The organism is Peribacillus sp. FSL K6-5616 (assembly GCF_038008245.1).
Taxonomy (GTDB): domain Bacteria; phylum Bacillota; class Bacilli; order Bacillales; family DSM-1321; genus Peribacillus; species Peribacillus frigoritolerans.
In genome coordinates this window covers 4449569-4463199 of the sequence record NZ_JBBOYT010000001.1, presented here as the reverse complement: position 1 = coordinate 4463199, position 13631 = coordinate 4449569, and the positions used below count along the sequence as shown (strand labels likewise).

6 protein-coding genes, 21 tRNA genes and 3 rRNA genes are annotated in these 13631 nt (G+C 48.0%); 27 read left to right on the top strand and 3 right to left on the bottom strand.

Annotated elements, in window-relative coordinates; genetic code table 11:
* Positions 1–10: 10 nt before the first annotated feature.
* Positions 11–196 carry a hypothetical protein gene (locus tag MHB45_RS21695; RefSeq protein WP_034310479.1) on the bottom strand — a complete coding sequence of 62 codons (186 nt, stop codon included), beginning with the start codon at positions 194–196 and terminating at the stop codon, positions 11–13.
* Positions 197–623: 427 nt separating this feature from the next.
* On the opposite strand from MHB45_RS21695, the gene MHB45_RS21690 reads away from it, so the two are divergent.
* The 24 genes from MHB45_RS21690 to MHB45_RS21575 all read left to right on the top strand — a co-directional run bounded on the left by MHB45_RS21690 (position 624) and on the right by MHB45_RS21575 (position 7500).
* Positions 624–2174, top strand: a 16S ribosomal RNA gene (locus tag MHB45_RS21690).
* 176 nt (positions 2175–2350) lie between these two features.
* Positions 2351–5283 (top strand): 23S ribosomal RNA (locus MHB45_RS21685).
* Positions 5284–5402: 119 nt separating this feature from the next.
* Positions 5403–5518, top strand: a 5S ribosomal RNA gene (rrf, locus tag MHB45_RS21680).
* Together the 16S, 23S and 5S rRNA genes with 21 tRNA genes alongside form the textbook arrangement of a ribosomal RNA operon.
* An 11-nt stretch (positions 5519–5529) precedes the next feature.
* Positions 5530–5605 (top strand) — tRNA-Val (locus MHB45_RS21675).
* A 10-nt stretch (positions 5606–5615) separates the two neighbouring features.
* Positions 5616–5691 (top strand) — tRNA-Thr (locus MHB45_RS21670).
* A gap of 22 nt (positions 5692–5713) precedes the next feature.
* Positions 5714–5789 (top strand) — tRNA-Lys (locus MHB45_RS21665).
* A 7-nt stretch (positions 5790–5796) separates the two neighbouring features.
* Positions 5797–5878, top strand: a tRNA-Leu gene (locus MHB45_RS21660).
* 8 nt (positions 5879–5886) lie between these two features.
* Positions 5887–5961: transfer RNA gene (locus tag MHB45_RS21655), tRNA-Gly, on the top strand.
* Positions 5962–5973: 12 nt separating this feature from the next.
* Positions 5974–6062 (top strand) — tRNA-Leu (locus MHB45_RS21650).
* 10 nt (positions 6063–6072) lie between these two features.
* A tRNA-Arg gene (locus tag MHB45_RS21645) sits at positions 6073–6149 on the top strand.
* A gap of 11 nt (positions 6150–6160) precedes the next feature.
* A tRNA-Pro gene (locus MHB45_RS21640) sits at positions 6161–6237 on the top strand.
* A 17-nt stretch (positions 6238–6254) separates the two neighbouring features.
* A tRNA-Ala gene (locus MHB45_RS21635) sits at positions 6255–6330 on the top strand.
* A 28-nt stretch (positions 6331–6358) separates the two neighbouring features.
* Positions 6359–6435, top strand: a tRNA-Met gene (locus MHB45_RS21630).
* Positions 6436–6445: 10 nt separating this feature from the next.
* Positions 6446–6522 (top strand) — tRNA-Ile (locus MHB45_RS21625).
* A gap of 20 nt (positions 6523–6542) precedes the next feature.
* Positions 6543–6635, top strand: a tRNA-Ser gene (locus MHB45_RS21620).
* A gap of 103 nt (positions 6636–6738) precedes the next feature.
* A tRNA-Met gene (locus MHB45_RS21615) sits at positions 6739–6812 on the top strand.
* Positions 6813–6818: 6 nt separating this feature from the next.
* Positions 6819–6894, top strand: a tRNA-Asp gene (locus MHB45_RS21610).
* A gap of 23 nt (positions 6895–6917) precedes the next feature.
* A tRNA-Phe gene (locus tag MHB45_RS21605) sits at positions 6918–6993 on the top strand.
* 17 nt (positions 6994–7010) lie between these two features.
* A tRNA-His gene (locus MHB45_RS21600) sits at positions 7011–7086 on the top strand.
* Between the two features lie 4 nt (positions 7087–7090).
* Positions 7091–7164, top strand: a tRNA-Gly gene (locus tag MHB45_RS21595).
* 5 nt (positions 7165–7169) lie between these two features.
* Positions 7170–7246: transfer RNA gene (locus MHB45_RS21590), tRNA-Ile, on the top strand.
* A 12-nt stretch (positions 7247–7258) separates the two neighbouring features.
* A tRNA-Asn gene (locus MHB45_RS21585) sits at positions 7259–7333 on the top strand.
* Position 7334: 1 nt separating this feature from the next.
* A tRNA-Ser gene (locus MHB45_RS21580) sits at positions 7335–7425 on the top strand.
* Between the two features lie 3 nt (positions 7426–7428).
* A tRNA-Glu gene (locus MHB45_RS21575) sits at positions 7429–7500 on the top strand.
* Between the two features lie 41 nt (positions 7501–7541).
* Here MHB45_RS21575 and MHB45_RS21570 read toward each other — a convergent pair.
* Positions 7542–8291 carry a TraR/DksA C4-type zinc finger protein gene (locus tag MHB45_RS21570; RefSeq protein WP_048686527.1) on the bottom strand — a complete coding sequence of 250 codons (750 nt, stop codon included), beginning with the start codon at positions 8289–8291 and terminating at the stop codon, positions 7542–7544.
* A 146-nt stretch (positions 8292–8437) separates the two neighbouring features.
* A complete protein-coding gene (locus MHB45_RS21565; protein ID WP_048686526.1) occupies positions 8438–9358 on the bottom strand; it encodes a 1,4-dihydroxy-2-naphthoate polyprenyltransferase in 921 nt (306 codons plus the stop codon).
* A gap of 299 nt (positions 9359–9657) precedes the next feature.
* Between MHB45_RS21565 and MHB45_RS21560 the strand changes: the two genes are divergently transcribed.
* Genes MHB45_RS21560 through menH form a run of 3 tightly spaced genes read left to right on the top strand, consistent with a single transcriptional unit; the run spans position 9658 to position 13629 of the window.
* A complete protein-coding gene (locus tag MHB45_RS21560; RefSeq protein WP_048686524.1) occupies positions 9658–11067 on the top strand; it encodes an isochorismate synthase in 1410 nt (469 codons plus the stop codon).
* The gene (gene menD, locus MHB45_RS21555; protein WP_340908100.1) at positions 11060–12811 is read left to right on the top strand and encodes a 2-succinyl-5-enolpyruvyl-6-hydroxy-3-cyclohexene-1-carboxylic-acid synthase; all 1752 of its coding nucleotides are present in this window, start codon (positions 11060–11062) and stop codon (positions 12809–12811) included. Before MHB45_RS21560 ends, menD begins: the two co-directional genes overlap by 8 nt.
* On the top strand, positions 12808–13629 hold the full coding sequence (gene menH, locus MHB45_RS21550) for a 2-succinyl-6-hydroxy-2,4-cyclohexadiene-1-carboxylate synthase (RefSeq protein ID WP_048686521.1): 822 nt from the start codon (positions 12808–12810) through the stop codon (positions 13627–13629). The genes menD and menH overlap by 4 nt, the downstream gene beginning before the upstream one ends.
* The last annotated feature ends 2 nt before the right edge of the window (positions 13630–13631 follow it).

Genomic DNA, 13631 nt, shown 5'->3' with positions numbered 1-13631 from the left:
CTGCTTTTAGCTAATATGGGTGAAACAAATAGGTGATCCGTGTGAAAATCAAAGCGAAAGTAAAGCTGAATAAAAACGTCGTACCATTCACCTTGCCTTTTTCTCTGCTGAACTTGATGGCTTCATAAAAAGCGGTACTGAATAAGTAAAGGGCCATACTGTAAGAAATGAGTAATCCGATTAATGGCAGATTCATTGCTTCACCTCATGGAAAAAAGATATCTATATATGACTATTTGTGTTTCTTTGGAAATATGCTTCGTTTATTCATAAAACATGGGCATGGCCTGGATGTCAGGGGAGAGGTGTGATAAAGAATATATAGAGGGAAATAGGTGAAAATGTTTTTTTTGAAAAAGTTTTAAAAAACGTATTGCAAACATTTTTAGTACATGGTATATTATTTCTTGTCGCTAAGACAGCAACTTAAACAGCTAACAAGTTGTTAAAAAGAATTTAAAAAAGTTGTTGACGAAACGTGACGGAATGTGTTACATTATAGAGGTCGCTTCTGAGAGAGACGACATCGAAATTGCTCTTTGAAAACTGAACAAAACAAAGCGCCAACGTTAAATTTTAAGTGAGCACACACTATCAAAAAGCAAATGAGCAAGTCAAACATTTCTTCGGAGAGTTTGATCCTGGCTCAGGACGAACGCTGGCGGCGTGCCTAATACATGCAAGTCGAGCGAATCGATGGGAGCTTGCTCCCTGAGATTAGCGGCGGACGGGTGAGTAACACGTGGGCAACCTGCCTATAAGACTGGGATAACTTCGGGAAACCGGAGCTAATACCGGATACGTTCTTTTCTCGCATGAGAGAAGATGGAAAGACGGTTTACGCTGTCACTTATAGATGGGCCCGCGGCGCATTAGCTAGTTGGTGAGGTAATGGCTCACCAAGGCGACGATGCGTAGCCGACCTGAGAGGGTGATCGGCCACACTGGGACTGAGACACGGCCCAGACTCCTACGGGAGGCAGCAGTAGGGAATCTTCCGCAATGGACGAAAGTCTGACGGAGCAACGCCGCGTGAACGAAGAAGGCCTTCGGGTCGTAAAGTTCTGTTGTTAGGGAAGAACAAGTACCAGAGTAACTGCTGGTACCTTGACGGTACCTAACCAGAAAGCCACGGCTAACTACGTGCCAGCAGCCGCGGTAATACGTAGGTGGCAAGCGTTGTCCGGAATTATTGGGCGTAAAGCGCGCGCAGGTGGTTCCTTAAGTCTGATGTGAAAGCCCACGGCTCAACCGTGGAGGGTCATTGGAAACTGGGGAACTTGAGTGCAGAAGAGGAAAGTGGAATTCCAAGTGTAGCGGTGAAATGCGTAGAGATTTGGAGGAACACCAGTGGCGAAGGCGACTTTCTGGTCTGTAACTGACACTGAGGCGCGAAAGCGTGGGGAGCAAACAGGATTAGATACCCTGGTAGTCCACGCCGTAAACGATGAGTGCTAAGTGTTAGAGGGTTTCCGCCCTTTAGTGCTGCAGCTAACGCATTAAGCACTCCGCCTGGGGAGTACGGCCGCAAGGCTGAAACTCAAAGGAATTGACGGGGGCCCGCACAAGCGGTGGAGCATGTGGTTTAATTCGAAGCAACGCGAAGAACCTTACCAGGTCTTGACATCCTCTGACAACCCTAGAGATAGGGCTTTCCCCTTCGGGGGACAGAGTGACAGGTGGTGCATGGTTGTCGTCAGCTCGTGTCGTGAGATGTTGGGTTAAGTCCCGCAACGAGCGCAACCCTTGATCTTAGTTGCCAGCATTCAGTTGGGCACTCTAAGGTGACTGCCGGTGACAAACCGGAGGAAGGTGGGGATGACGTCAAATCATCATGCCCCTTATGACCTGGGCTACACACGTGCTACAATGGATGGTACAAAGGGCTGCAAACCTGCGAAGGTAAGCGAATCCCATAAAGCCATTCTCAGTTCGGATTGCAGGCTGCAACTCGCCTGCATGAAGCCGGAATCGCTAGTAATCGCGGATCAGCATGCCGCGGTGAATACGTTCCCGGGCCTTGTACACACCGCCCGTCACACCACGAGAGTTTGTAACACCCGAAGTCGGTGAGGTAACCTTCATGGAGCCAGCCGCCTAAGGTGGGACAGATGATTGGGGTGAAGTCGTAACAAGGTAGCCGTATCGGAAGGTGCGGCTGGATCACCTCCTTTCTAAGGATAATTACGAGAGCGCTTTTGTTTTGTTCAGTTTTGAATGAGTAATTCATTCAAATAGGAAAGACAGTCATCACGATGTGATGGATTCTTTCTGCTTTGTTCCTTGAAAACTAGATAATAGATAGAAGGCAATTAATTTTTTTCAAAGCATCTGTAAGATCTTTTTTAACGGTTAAGTTAGAAAGGGCGCACGGTGGATGCCTTGGCACTAGGAGCCGATGAAGGACGGGACTAACACCGATATGCTTCGGGGAGCTGTAAGTAAGCTTTGATCCGGAGATTTCCGAATGGGGAAACCCACTGTTCGTAATGGAACAGTATCTTTACCTGAATACATAGGGTACTGAAGGCAGACCCGGGGAACTGAAACATCTAAGTACCCGGAGGAAGAGAAAGCAAACGCGATTTCCTGAGTAGCGGCGAGCGAAACGGAATTAGCCCAAACCAAGAGGCTTGCCTCTTGGGGTTGTAGGACACTCAACATGGAGTTACAAAGGAACGGGGTAAATGAAGCGACCTGGAAAGGTCCGTCGAAGAAGGTAAAAACCCTGTAGTTGAAACTTCGTTCCCTCCTGAGTGGATCCTGAGTACGGCGGGACACGAGAAATCCCGTCGGAAGCAGGGAGGACCATCTCCCAAGGCTAAATACTCCCTAGTGACCGATAGTGAACCAGTACCGTGAGGGAAAGGTGAAAAGCACCCCGGAAGGGGAGTGAAATAGATCCTGAAACCGTGTGCCTACAAGTAGTCAAAGCCCGTTAATGGGTAATGGCGTGCCTTTTGTAGAATGAACCGGCGAGTTACGATTTCATGCGAGGTTAAGTTGATGAGACGGAGCCGCAGCGAAAGCGAGTCTGAATAGGGCGAATGAGTATGAGGTCGTAGACCCGAAACCAGGTGATCTACCCATGTCCAGGGTGAAGTTCAGGTAACACTGAATGGAGGCCCGAACCCACGCACGTTGAAAAGTGCGGGGATGAGGTGTGGGTAGCGGAGAAATTCCAATCGAACCTGGAGATAGCTGGTTCTCTCCGAAATAGCTTTAGGGCTAGCCTCAAGATGAGAGTATTGGAGGTAGAGCACTGATTGGACTAGGGGCCCCCAACGGGTTACCGAATTCAGTCAAACTCCGAATGCCAAATACTTATTCTTGGGAGTCAGACTGCGAGTGATAAGATCCGTAGTCGAAAGGGAAACAGCCCAGACCACCAGCTAAGGTCCCAAAGTATACGTTAAGTGGAAAAGGATGTGGAGTTGCTTAGACAACCAGGATGTTGGCTTAGAAGCAGCCACCATTTAAAGAGTGCGTAATAGCTCACTGGTCGAGTGACTCCGCGCCGAAAATGTACCGGGGCTAAACGTATCACCGAAGCTGTGGATTGACACCGTATGGTGTCGATGGTAGGAGAGCGTTCTAAGGGCGTTGAAGTCAGACCGGAAGGACTGGTGGAGCGCTTAGAAGTGAGAATGCCGGTATGAGTAGCGAAAGAAGGGTGAGAATCCCTTCCACCGAATGCCTAAGGTTTCCTGAGGAAGGCTCGTCCGCTCAGGGTTAGTCGGGACCTAAGCCGAGGCCGAAAGGCGTAGGCGATGGACAACAGGTTGATATTCCTGTACCACCTATACATCGTTTGAACGATGGGGGGACGCAGAAGGATAGGGTAAGCGCGCTGTTGGATATGCGCGTCCAAGCAGTTAGGCCGGAAACGAGGCAAATCCCGTTTCCATTAAGGCGGAGCTGTGATGGCGAGGGAAATATAGTACCGAAGTTCCTGATTCCACGCTGCCAAGAAAAGCCTCTAGTGAGATGTAAGGTGCCCGTACCGCAAACCGACACAGGTAGGCGAGGAGAGAATCCTAAGGTGTGCGAGAGAACTCTCGTTAAGGAACTCGGCAAAATGACCCCGTAACTTCGGGAGAAGGGGTGCTTTTTAGGGTGAATAGCCCAGAAAAGCCGCAGTGAATAGGCCCAGGCGACTGTTTAGCAAAAACACAGGTCTCTGCGAAGCCGCAAGGCGAAGTATAGGGGCTGACACCTGCCCGGTGCTGGAAGGTTAAGGGGAGAGGTTAGCGCAAGCGAAGCTTTGAACCGAAGCCCCAGTAAACGGCGGCCGTAACTATAACGGTCCTAAGGTAGCGAAATTCCTTGTCGGGTAAGTTCCGACCCGCACGAAAGGTGTAACGATCTGGGCACTGTCTCAACGAGAGACTCGGTGAAATTATAGTACCTGTGAAGATGCAGGTTACCCGCGACAGGACGGAAAGACCCCGTGGAGCTTTACTGCAGCCTGATATTGAATTTTGGTACAGCTTGTACAGGATAGGTAGGAGCCTGAGAAGCCGGAGCGCCAGCTTCGGTGGAGGCGTTGGTGGGATACTACCCTGGCTGTATTGAAATTCTAACCCGCGCCCCTTATCGGGGTGGGAGACAGTGTCAGGTGGGCAGTTTGACTGGGGCGGTCGCCTCCTAAAGAGTAACGGAGGCGCCCAAAGGTTCCCTCAGAATGGTTGGAAATCATTCGTAGAGTGTAAAGGCACAAGGGAGCTTGACTGCGAGACCTACAAGTCGAGCAGGGACGAAAGTCGGGCTTAGTGATCCGGTGGTTCCGCATGGAAGGGCCATCGCTCAACGGATAAAAGCTACCCCGGGGATAACAGGCTTATCTCCCCCAAGAGTCCACATCGACGGGGAGGTTTGGCACCTCGATGTCGGCTCATCGCATCCTGGGGCTGTAGTCGGTCCCAAGGGTTGGGCTGTTCGCCCATTAAAGCGGTACGCGAGCTGGGTTCAGAACGTCGTGAGACAGTTCGGTCCCTATCCGTCGCGGGCGCAGGAAATTTGAGAGGAGCTGTCCTTAGTACGAGAGGACCGGGATGGACGCACCGCTGGTGTACCAGTTGTCTTGCCAAAGGCATAGCTGGGTAGCTACGTGCGGACGGGATAAGTGCTGAAAGCATCTAAGCATGAAGCCCCCCTCAAGATGAGATTTCCCATGGCGCAAGCTAGTAAGATCCCTGAAAGATGATCAGGTTGATAGGTCAGAGGTGGAAGCATGGTGACATGTGGAGCTGACTGATACTAATAGATCGAGGACTTAACCAACGCTTTTTAAAAAATGAAATACCTTCTTATTATCTAGTTTTGAAGGAATGAAAATTTCTTCTTGCATTTTCTCAAAAAGACGTTATAATAATATATGTCTTGAAAAAATGTTAACATTGTTTGGTGACGATAGCGAAGAGGTCACACCCGTTCCCATTCCGAACACGGCAGTTAAGCTCTTCAGCGCCGATGGTAGTTGGGGGTTTCCCCCTGTGAGAGTAGGACGTCGCCAAGCAGGTTTCATATGGAGGATTAGCTCAGCTGGGAGAGCATCTGCCTTACAAGCAGAGGGTCGGCGGTTCGATCCCGTCATCCTCCACCATTTTACACCTGCCGGTGTAGCTCAACTGGTAGAGCAACTGACTTGTAATCAGTAGGTTGGGGGTTCAAGTCCTCTTGCCGGCACCATTTTTTAAGATAGTACAAGCACGAGCCATTAGCTCAGTTGGTAGAGCATCTGACTTTTAATCAGAGGGTCGAAGGTTCGAATCCTTCATGGCTCACCATTTATATGCGGGTGTGGCGGAATTGGCAGACGCACCAGACTTAGGATCTGGCGCCGCAAGGCGTGGGGGTTCAAGTCCCTTCACCCGCATCTTTCATGCGGAAGTAGTTCAGTGGTAGAATACAACCTTGCCAAGGTTGGGGTCGCGGGTTCGAATCCCGTCTTCCGCTCCACTTTTCGTATGTGCCGGGGTGGCGGAACTGGCAGACGCACAGGACTTAAAATCCTGCGGTAGGTGACTACCGTACCGGTTCGATTCCGGTCCTCGGCACCATCATAAATATGCGCCCGTAGCTCAATTGGATAGAGCATCTGACTACGAATCAGAAGGTTGTAGGTTCGACTCCCGCCGGGCGCACCATGTTTTTATTGCGGGAAGTAGCTCAGCTTGGTAGAGCACTTGGTTTGGGACCAAGGGGTCGCAGGTTCGAATCCTGTCTTCCCGACCACGTGATTTTTAATGAATGGGGCCTTAGCTCAGCTGGGAGAGCGCCTGCCTTGCACGCAGGAGGTCAGCGGTTCGATCCCGCTAGGCTCCACCATTTTTCAATCAGAAACTTATATTATATTGGCGGTGTAGCTCAGCTGGCTAGAGCGTACGGTTCATACCCGTGAGGTCGGGGGTTCGATCCCCTCCGCCGCTACCAATAAATATAAGGACCTTTAGCTCAGCTGGTTAGAGCAGACGGCTCATAACCGTCCGGTCGTAGGTTCGAGTCCTACAAGGTCCACCATATTCATTTTTTTAAGCCGTGGAGGTATACCCAAGTTCGGCTGAAGGGATCGGTCTTGAAAACCGACAGGGGAGTCAAATCCCGCGGGGGTTCGAATCCCTCTACCTCCTCCATTTTTTCTAAAAGCAGCAAGTTGTTTTAAAACAACCTTACATAAAGGATGCGGACGAAACAATATTCACGAAAGCTTGATGCTAATCGTTTCATTATTACCGTCGCGGGGTGGAGCAGTCCGGTAGCTCGTCGGGCTCATAACCCGAAGGTCGCAGGTTCAAATCCTGTCCCCGCAATTATTAGGTCCCGTGGTGTAGCGGTTAACATGCCTGCCTGTCACGCAGGAGATCGCGGGTTCGATTCCCGTCGGGACCGCCATTATTTAAATTGAATACATATGTGGCTCAGTAGCTCAGTCGGTAGAGCAAAGGACTGAAAATCCTTGTGTCGGCGGTTCGATTCCGTCCTGAGCCACCATATCTTACAAAATTACGGCGATTGTGGCGAAGTGGTTAACGCACCTGATTGTGGTTCAGGCATTCGTGGGTTCGATTCCCATCAGTCGCCCCATTTCGCGGGTGTAGTTTAGTGGTAAAACCTCAGCCTTCCAAGCTGATGATGAGGGTTCGATTCCCTTCACCCGCTCCAAATATGGGCCTATAGCTCAGCTGGTTAGAGCGCACGCCTGATAAGCGTGAGGTCGATGGTTCGAGTCCATTTAGGCCCACCATATTCATATTGTTCCGCAGTAGCTCAGTGGTAGAGCATTCGGCTGTTAACCGAACGGTCGTAGGTTCGAGTCCTACCTGCGGAGCCATGGGGAAGTACTCAAGAGGCTGAAGAGGCGCCCCTGCTAAGGGTGTAGGTCGCGCGAGCGGCGCGAGGGTTCAAATCCCTCCTTCTCCGCCAGTTGGCCCGTTGGTCAAGCGGTTAAGACACCGCCCTTTCACGGCGGTAACACGGGTTCGAATCCCGTACGGGTCATAACAAAAAGGGAAGCATACATTCATGTATGCTTCTTTTTTTCATTTGTTTTCCTTGATATAACCATCTTTTTGTTTATAGGGAATGTCTCCAAGTTGGGATTCTATATTTTCTTCTTTCAAGGTATCTTCATATTCCTTTTGCTTTTTGTTCGGTATATCCACTCTCGTTTTTCCTTCGATATCATTTGCGGCATATCCTTCATAGTCTTCAGGAAATCCATCCGTTTCATCCTCGTTTTTATAAAGATCATTGTAATTGTCATGATCCCCGGTATAATCAGATGGCGTTTCTGATGTACCGAATTTGGCCACTTCACCAAAGCTATCTTCTTTAGCCGCCATTTCGACTCCATGACGATTTTCAAAATGATCACCCTTGGATGGAATCAGTATATCCTCTTCCACTGGCCTGTCTTGTGAAAGCGTTCGTTCTGGGGCATGCTCGACACAGTAGAGGGTGCTTGGGATCGCTTCAAGCCTCTCGATGGGGATTTCCTTATTGCAGGTTTTACAATGGCCATACGCCCCTTCTTCCATGGCTTTCAAAGCTTCATCTATTTTCTCGATTTCGGATTGTGCATGCTCATCGAGTGCTTGATTCCGTTCCATCTCGAATAATTCGGTCCCTAGGTCTGCAGGATGATTATCATAGGATGATAATTCACCTACGGATTCCGTCTGGCTTTTATCCAGAACGGATTGTTCATCATTTTGAATTCTATTACATAGCTCATTTTTTTCCTGAAGCAGTTCTTTTTTGAATTTTTGCGTTTGTTGTTTCGTTGCCATATCCAATTCACTCCTTCTAAAGTCCAAATCTCTTTTTATATTGGTAAGGTGGTTGTATTATCTATTACCCGAATCGGAGTATAGGAAAACAATATGGAACGGAAGATAGAAAAAAGGACTGAGCGGATGGGCTCAGTCCCCGGAGATTATATAAGATAGCTGATGAATAATCCAATGGCCATGAGTAAGCCAAAGAAGGTGTTCGTTTGGGCAGTGGCTTTCATTGCCGGCACCATCGTGATCGGCTGTGTTTTACCCACGAAGCCTTTTATTGCGGCCATGGCCTTCGGTATGCTAAGGAAGGCAAGGAGAATCCAAGCCGTAACGCTTCCGGTAAGAACGAGTCCAACAAGCCATAGATAAGAGAAAGCGAACATGATTGCCATGAATGTCAGGGCGTTTTTCCTGCCCATCACGACTGGCATCGTTTTGCGGCCATGTGCCTTATCCCCATCATGATCACGGAGGTTATTGGATAGGTTGATCAGCCCTACCAGTATCCCACTTGGAATGGCAATTAAGATGGCTGTTGAAGAAACATCACCGGTTTGAATGAAAAAGGCGATCAGGATTATCAAAAAGCCCATGAACAATCCAGAAAAAAGTTCCCCGAACGGTGTATATGAAATGGGCAGGGGACCGCCTGTATAAAGATAGCCGACAAGCATGCAAACGAGGCCTACTGCAGCTAGCCACCAAGACGATGCGGCACAGATATAGATTCCAATGATCAAGGCGATGGCATACATGCCAAGGGCCAAGTTCATGATTAGTCTGGGGGTCATCCCATGACGGACGATCCCGCCGCCGATGCCTACGGATTCCTCCGTATCCAGGCCTCTCTTGAAATCATAGTATTCATTGAATAAATTGGTTGCAGCTTGAATCAGGATACTTGCAATCATCATGGCAGCGAATAGTAACCAATTCACTCCATCTTCCAAAAGTGCAATCATAGTTCCAAGTAAGACTGGGACAAAAGCTGCGGTTAGTGTATGTGGACGAATTAACTCCCACCAAATCTTCCAGGTCCGTTTAAGGGGAAGTCCGTCGTATTCTGTTTGCATTATTTCTCTCCTCAAAATCATTATTGGTTCTCTCGAAATTATAACAAATATTGAAATGTTGCACAAAAGGTTATCCTAATAAATGCAGGAAAAGTGGTTAAGGGTGATAATTGAAATTCATGGGTGATGCATTTCCAAAATCAAGGGTATTTCTCTACATTCGCTAAGATTCATATAATAAGGAAAAAAGCAGGGAAGAATCGTTCGGTAAAGGGGCGTTTTATTGACATGAGGTTCAAGGGAGGTGTATCTTTAAATAGGTTAAATAGCTTTTAAAATGTACATTTGGGGGGATTTTTTTGGCTATCTCAGAGGAAACTGAACAGTTTCAGGGACTGGCTTCAGCTATACAAAAGGCGAAGGACTTGAATGATCAAGTTCTATTCAGTCATATTAAGAAGATTAAATGCAACAACCCCCTTTCATTTTATCAAGCTGGAAGAGAACGGTATGCGGGTGAACGCTTTTTCTGGGAGGACCCTGCAAAGGAAATAACCATCACCGGTTTAGGCAATGTTAAGAAACTCAAAGCGGCATCAAATGCCGAACGTTATAGAGAAGTCGAAAAGAGCTGGATCAAACTGCAGAATGATGCTGTCAAAACAGGAGTGACCGATATAGAAGCGACAGGTCCTTTACTGTATGGGGGCTTTTCTTTTGATTATGAAACTGACAGTACGCTCCTTTGGAATCAGTTCGGGGACAACCTGTTTTATATACCTGCCTTCATGCTTTCAATAGTGGGGAAACAAGCTTACTTAACGACAAACTTACTTTGTTCGCCTGATGATTCAGAAAAACTCTTCATAGATATGATAAATGAACGGGAAGCTTTCCTCTTCGAAAGCTTGGATGGCAATGAATTGGGTGCAAATTCCCTTGTTATGCAGAGGGAAGTCGAACCTGAGGAATGGAAGAGGACGGTCGCAGAGGCTGTTCAGGAAATCAAGACGACAGATCTCGACAAGATTGTTTTGGCAAGGGAGCTTCGACTTGGTTTTGAACGTTCCATCGATTCAGGGAAAGTGCTTGAACAATTGATTGCTGAGCAGCCATTGAGTTATATTTTCAGTTTGGAGGCTGGTGGTGACTGTTTTGTCGGTGCCACTCCCGAACGTTTGATTAAGAAACAGGGAAATGAAGTTTTTTCTACCTGTCTTGCCGGATCGATGCGGCGAGGGAAAGATGAGCAAGAAGATGTTTGTCTTGGTGAAGAATTGCTTCATGACCAAAAGAATTTACAAGAGCATCAATATGTCGTGTCGATGATATCCAATGCTTTTGATTCTGTATGCGAAAAGGTGATGGTCCCGGCCGGACCGACACTTATGAAAAACCGTCATATCCAGCATTTGTACACACCGGTTCGCGGTATATCCAAGGAAGGTGTCACGATTTTTGAATTCGTCGAGAACCTCCATCCCACACCTGCCATGGGAGGACTTCCAAAAGAAAAGGCTGTTGTCCGAATTCGGGAATTGGAAGGTCTGGAACGCGGATTTTATGCGGGTCCTTTAGGCTGGGTGGATACGTATGGGAACGGGGAATTCGCTGTAGGGATACGTTCTGCCCTGATACAGAACAATGAGGCATCGCTCTTTGCCGGATGCGGAGTAGTGGAAGAATCGACACCCGAAAGTGAATTCCGGGAAACGGGGATTAAATTCAATCCGATGTTAAGTGCTTTAGGAGGAAATCTTAATGAATGACCGAGATGCATTGACAGCGTATGCTGCTTCATTCGTCGATGAGCTGGCACAAAATGAGGTGAAGCATGTGGTGGTGAGCCCAGGTTCACGATCCACGCCCCTGGCTTTGCTGCTAGTGGAACATCCTGATATCGAAATTCATATTAATGTGGATGAGCGTTCGGCTGCTTTTTTTGCCCTTGGTTTGGCTAAGGCCTTAAAAGAACCTGTCGGACTTCTTTGTACGTCCGGTACAGCCGCTGCAAACTATTATCCAGCCGTCATCGAGGCTTTCTATTCAAGAGTGCCGCTTATTGTACTTACCGCTGACCGTCCGCATGAATTGCGTGATGTCGGAGCCCCGCAGGCGATCGATCAAATACACCTCTACGGAAGACATGTAAAATGGTTTGTCGAAATGGCACTTCCTGAAAGCACGGATGGGATGATGCGGTATGCCAGAACGGTCGGTGCAAGGGCAGTGGCTACAGCGGCCGCTGAACCGGCAGGGCCTGTACATTTGAATTTCCCGCTTCGAGAACCATTGATTCCGGACCTGGACCAAGCAAAGGAGTACCGGCAAAATAAAAGGAAGCCTGCAGTGTTGATTGACAGTGGAGAACGGTCATTGTCCGCATCACAATTAGAAGCGGTTGCAACTACATTGTCAAAAGCTAAGCAAGGTATCATTGTATGTGGCGAATTACCGCATCCAGAGATGAAGGAAGCCATTGTCGCATTAGCGAAAAAACTTGCTTTTCCGGTACTGGCTGATCCCCTTTCACAGTTAAGGAGCGGAAGTCATGATAAAGCCGTCATCATTGATGCGTACGATACGTTTCTGCGCGATGAAACGGCAAAAGCGGCGTTCAGGCCGGAAGTGATCTTGCGATTCGGGGCAATGCCTGTTTCTAAACCGTTATTGTTATTCATGAAAAAACAAAAACAGGCGATTACTTTGGTCGTCGATGGCGGAGCAGGCTGGCGCGAACCAGCCGGTTTGGCAACTAATATGGTTTACAGCGAAGAGAAAGATTTTTGTCTGCGAATAGCTGAAGGCATTACTTCTTCCCCTGATGATGAATGGCTTCGCTTATGGCAAACCGTCAACGGAGCGACGAAGGATGCCTTAGCCTCCGTCAGGGATGAAGCGGAGTTAAGCGAAGGCAAGCTGTTCGCCTTGCTTGCTGATATGATGCCATTGGAGTCGACGTTATTTGTCGGGAATAGTATGCCTATACGTGATTTGGATACTTTCTTTTTGAATAATGAAAAAGGAATCCAAACCATTGCCAATCGCGGGGCGAATGGCATCGATGGTGTCGTTTCCACTGCACTTGGCGTGAGCACGGTATCGAAAAATACAGTGCTGGCAATCGGGGATTTAAGCTTTTTCCATGATATGAATGGCTTGCTTGCAGCAAAACTTCAAAAACAAAATATCACGATTTTGCTGGTTAATAATGATGGCGGCGGCATTTTTTCCTTCTTGCCGCAGGCAAATGAGAGGGAACATTTCGAAACGCTATTCGGCACGCCTCATGGGCTTGATTTTTCACATACTGCCCAGCTTTATGGCGGTAAATACAACAAGGTGCAAAATTGGGATGAGTTCGAGAAGGTATTTACAGAGTCGTTCGAAATTCAAGGTCTGAAAATCATCGAAGTACCGACAGAAAGAGAGTCCAATCTACAAAAGCATCGAAATTTGTGGAGCTTTGTTTCCCAGGAAATAAAAATGGTGTTAGACAGGGAAATATCATGAATATTGTCAGCAAGGATGTCAATTATGCTGTTGAAATAACGGGAAATGGAGATCCTCTTGTACTATTGCATGGATTTACGGGAAATCGGGATACATGGAAATTTCTCATCCCGCTACTGAGTGACAGGTATACGCTGATCATGGTCGACATCATCGGACATGGCATGTCTGCGACACCAGCCGATCATCGAAGGTATGAGCTGGAAAATGTGGCTGAGGATATCAAGTATATTTTGGATGTGTTACATTTCCCGAAAGCCCATATCCTTGGATACTCGATGGGCGGAAGGCTCGGATTGGGATTTGCCTGTTTGTATCCTGAATATGTTGATACATTGATACTGGAGAGTGCTTCACCAGGTCTTTTAACAGAAGAGGAACGGGAAATCAGAAGGGGAAATGATCGGAAGCTTGCCGAACGGATTCTTGCAAATGGCATGGAAGCGTTTGTGGATCAATGGGAAAACATCCCGCTGTTTGAAAGCCAAAAACGGTTGTCGGCCAAAACCAGGTCGGCCATTCGGGAGCAGCGGCTGGCAAATGACCCTGCCGGCCTTTCCAATAGCCTTCTCGGCATGGGGACCGGCAGCCAGGCTTCTTACTGGGAACAACTGCAAACCCTTGATTTCCCGGTACTCCTTGTAACCGGTGAACTTGACCATAAGTTTTGTCGAATAGCGGACTCGATGAAAAAAAAGCTGAAGCGCGCCGAATGGAAAATAATAAATGATGCGGGACATGCGATTCATGTGGAAGTTGGAGAAAAGTTTGGTAAAATAATAAGTGAGTTTTTAAAGCGAAATAGAAGGAGGAATTAAGG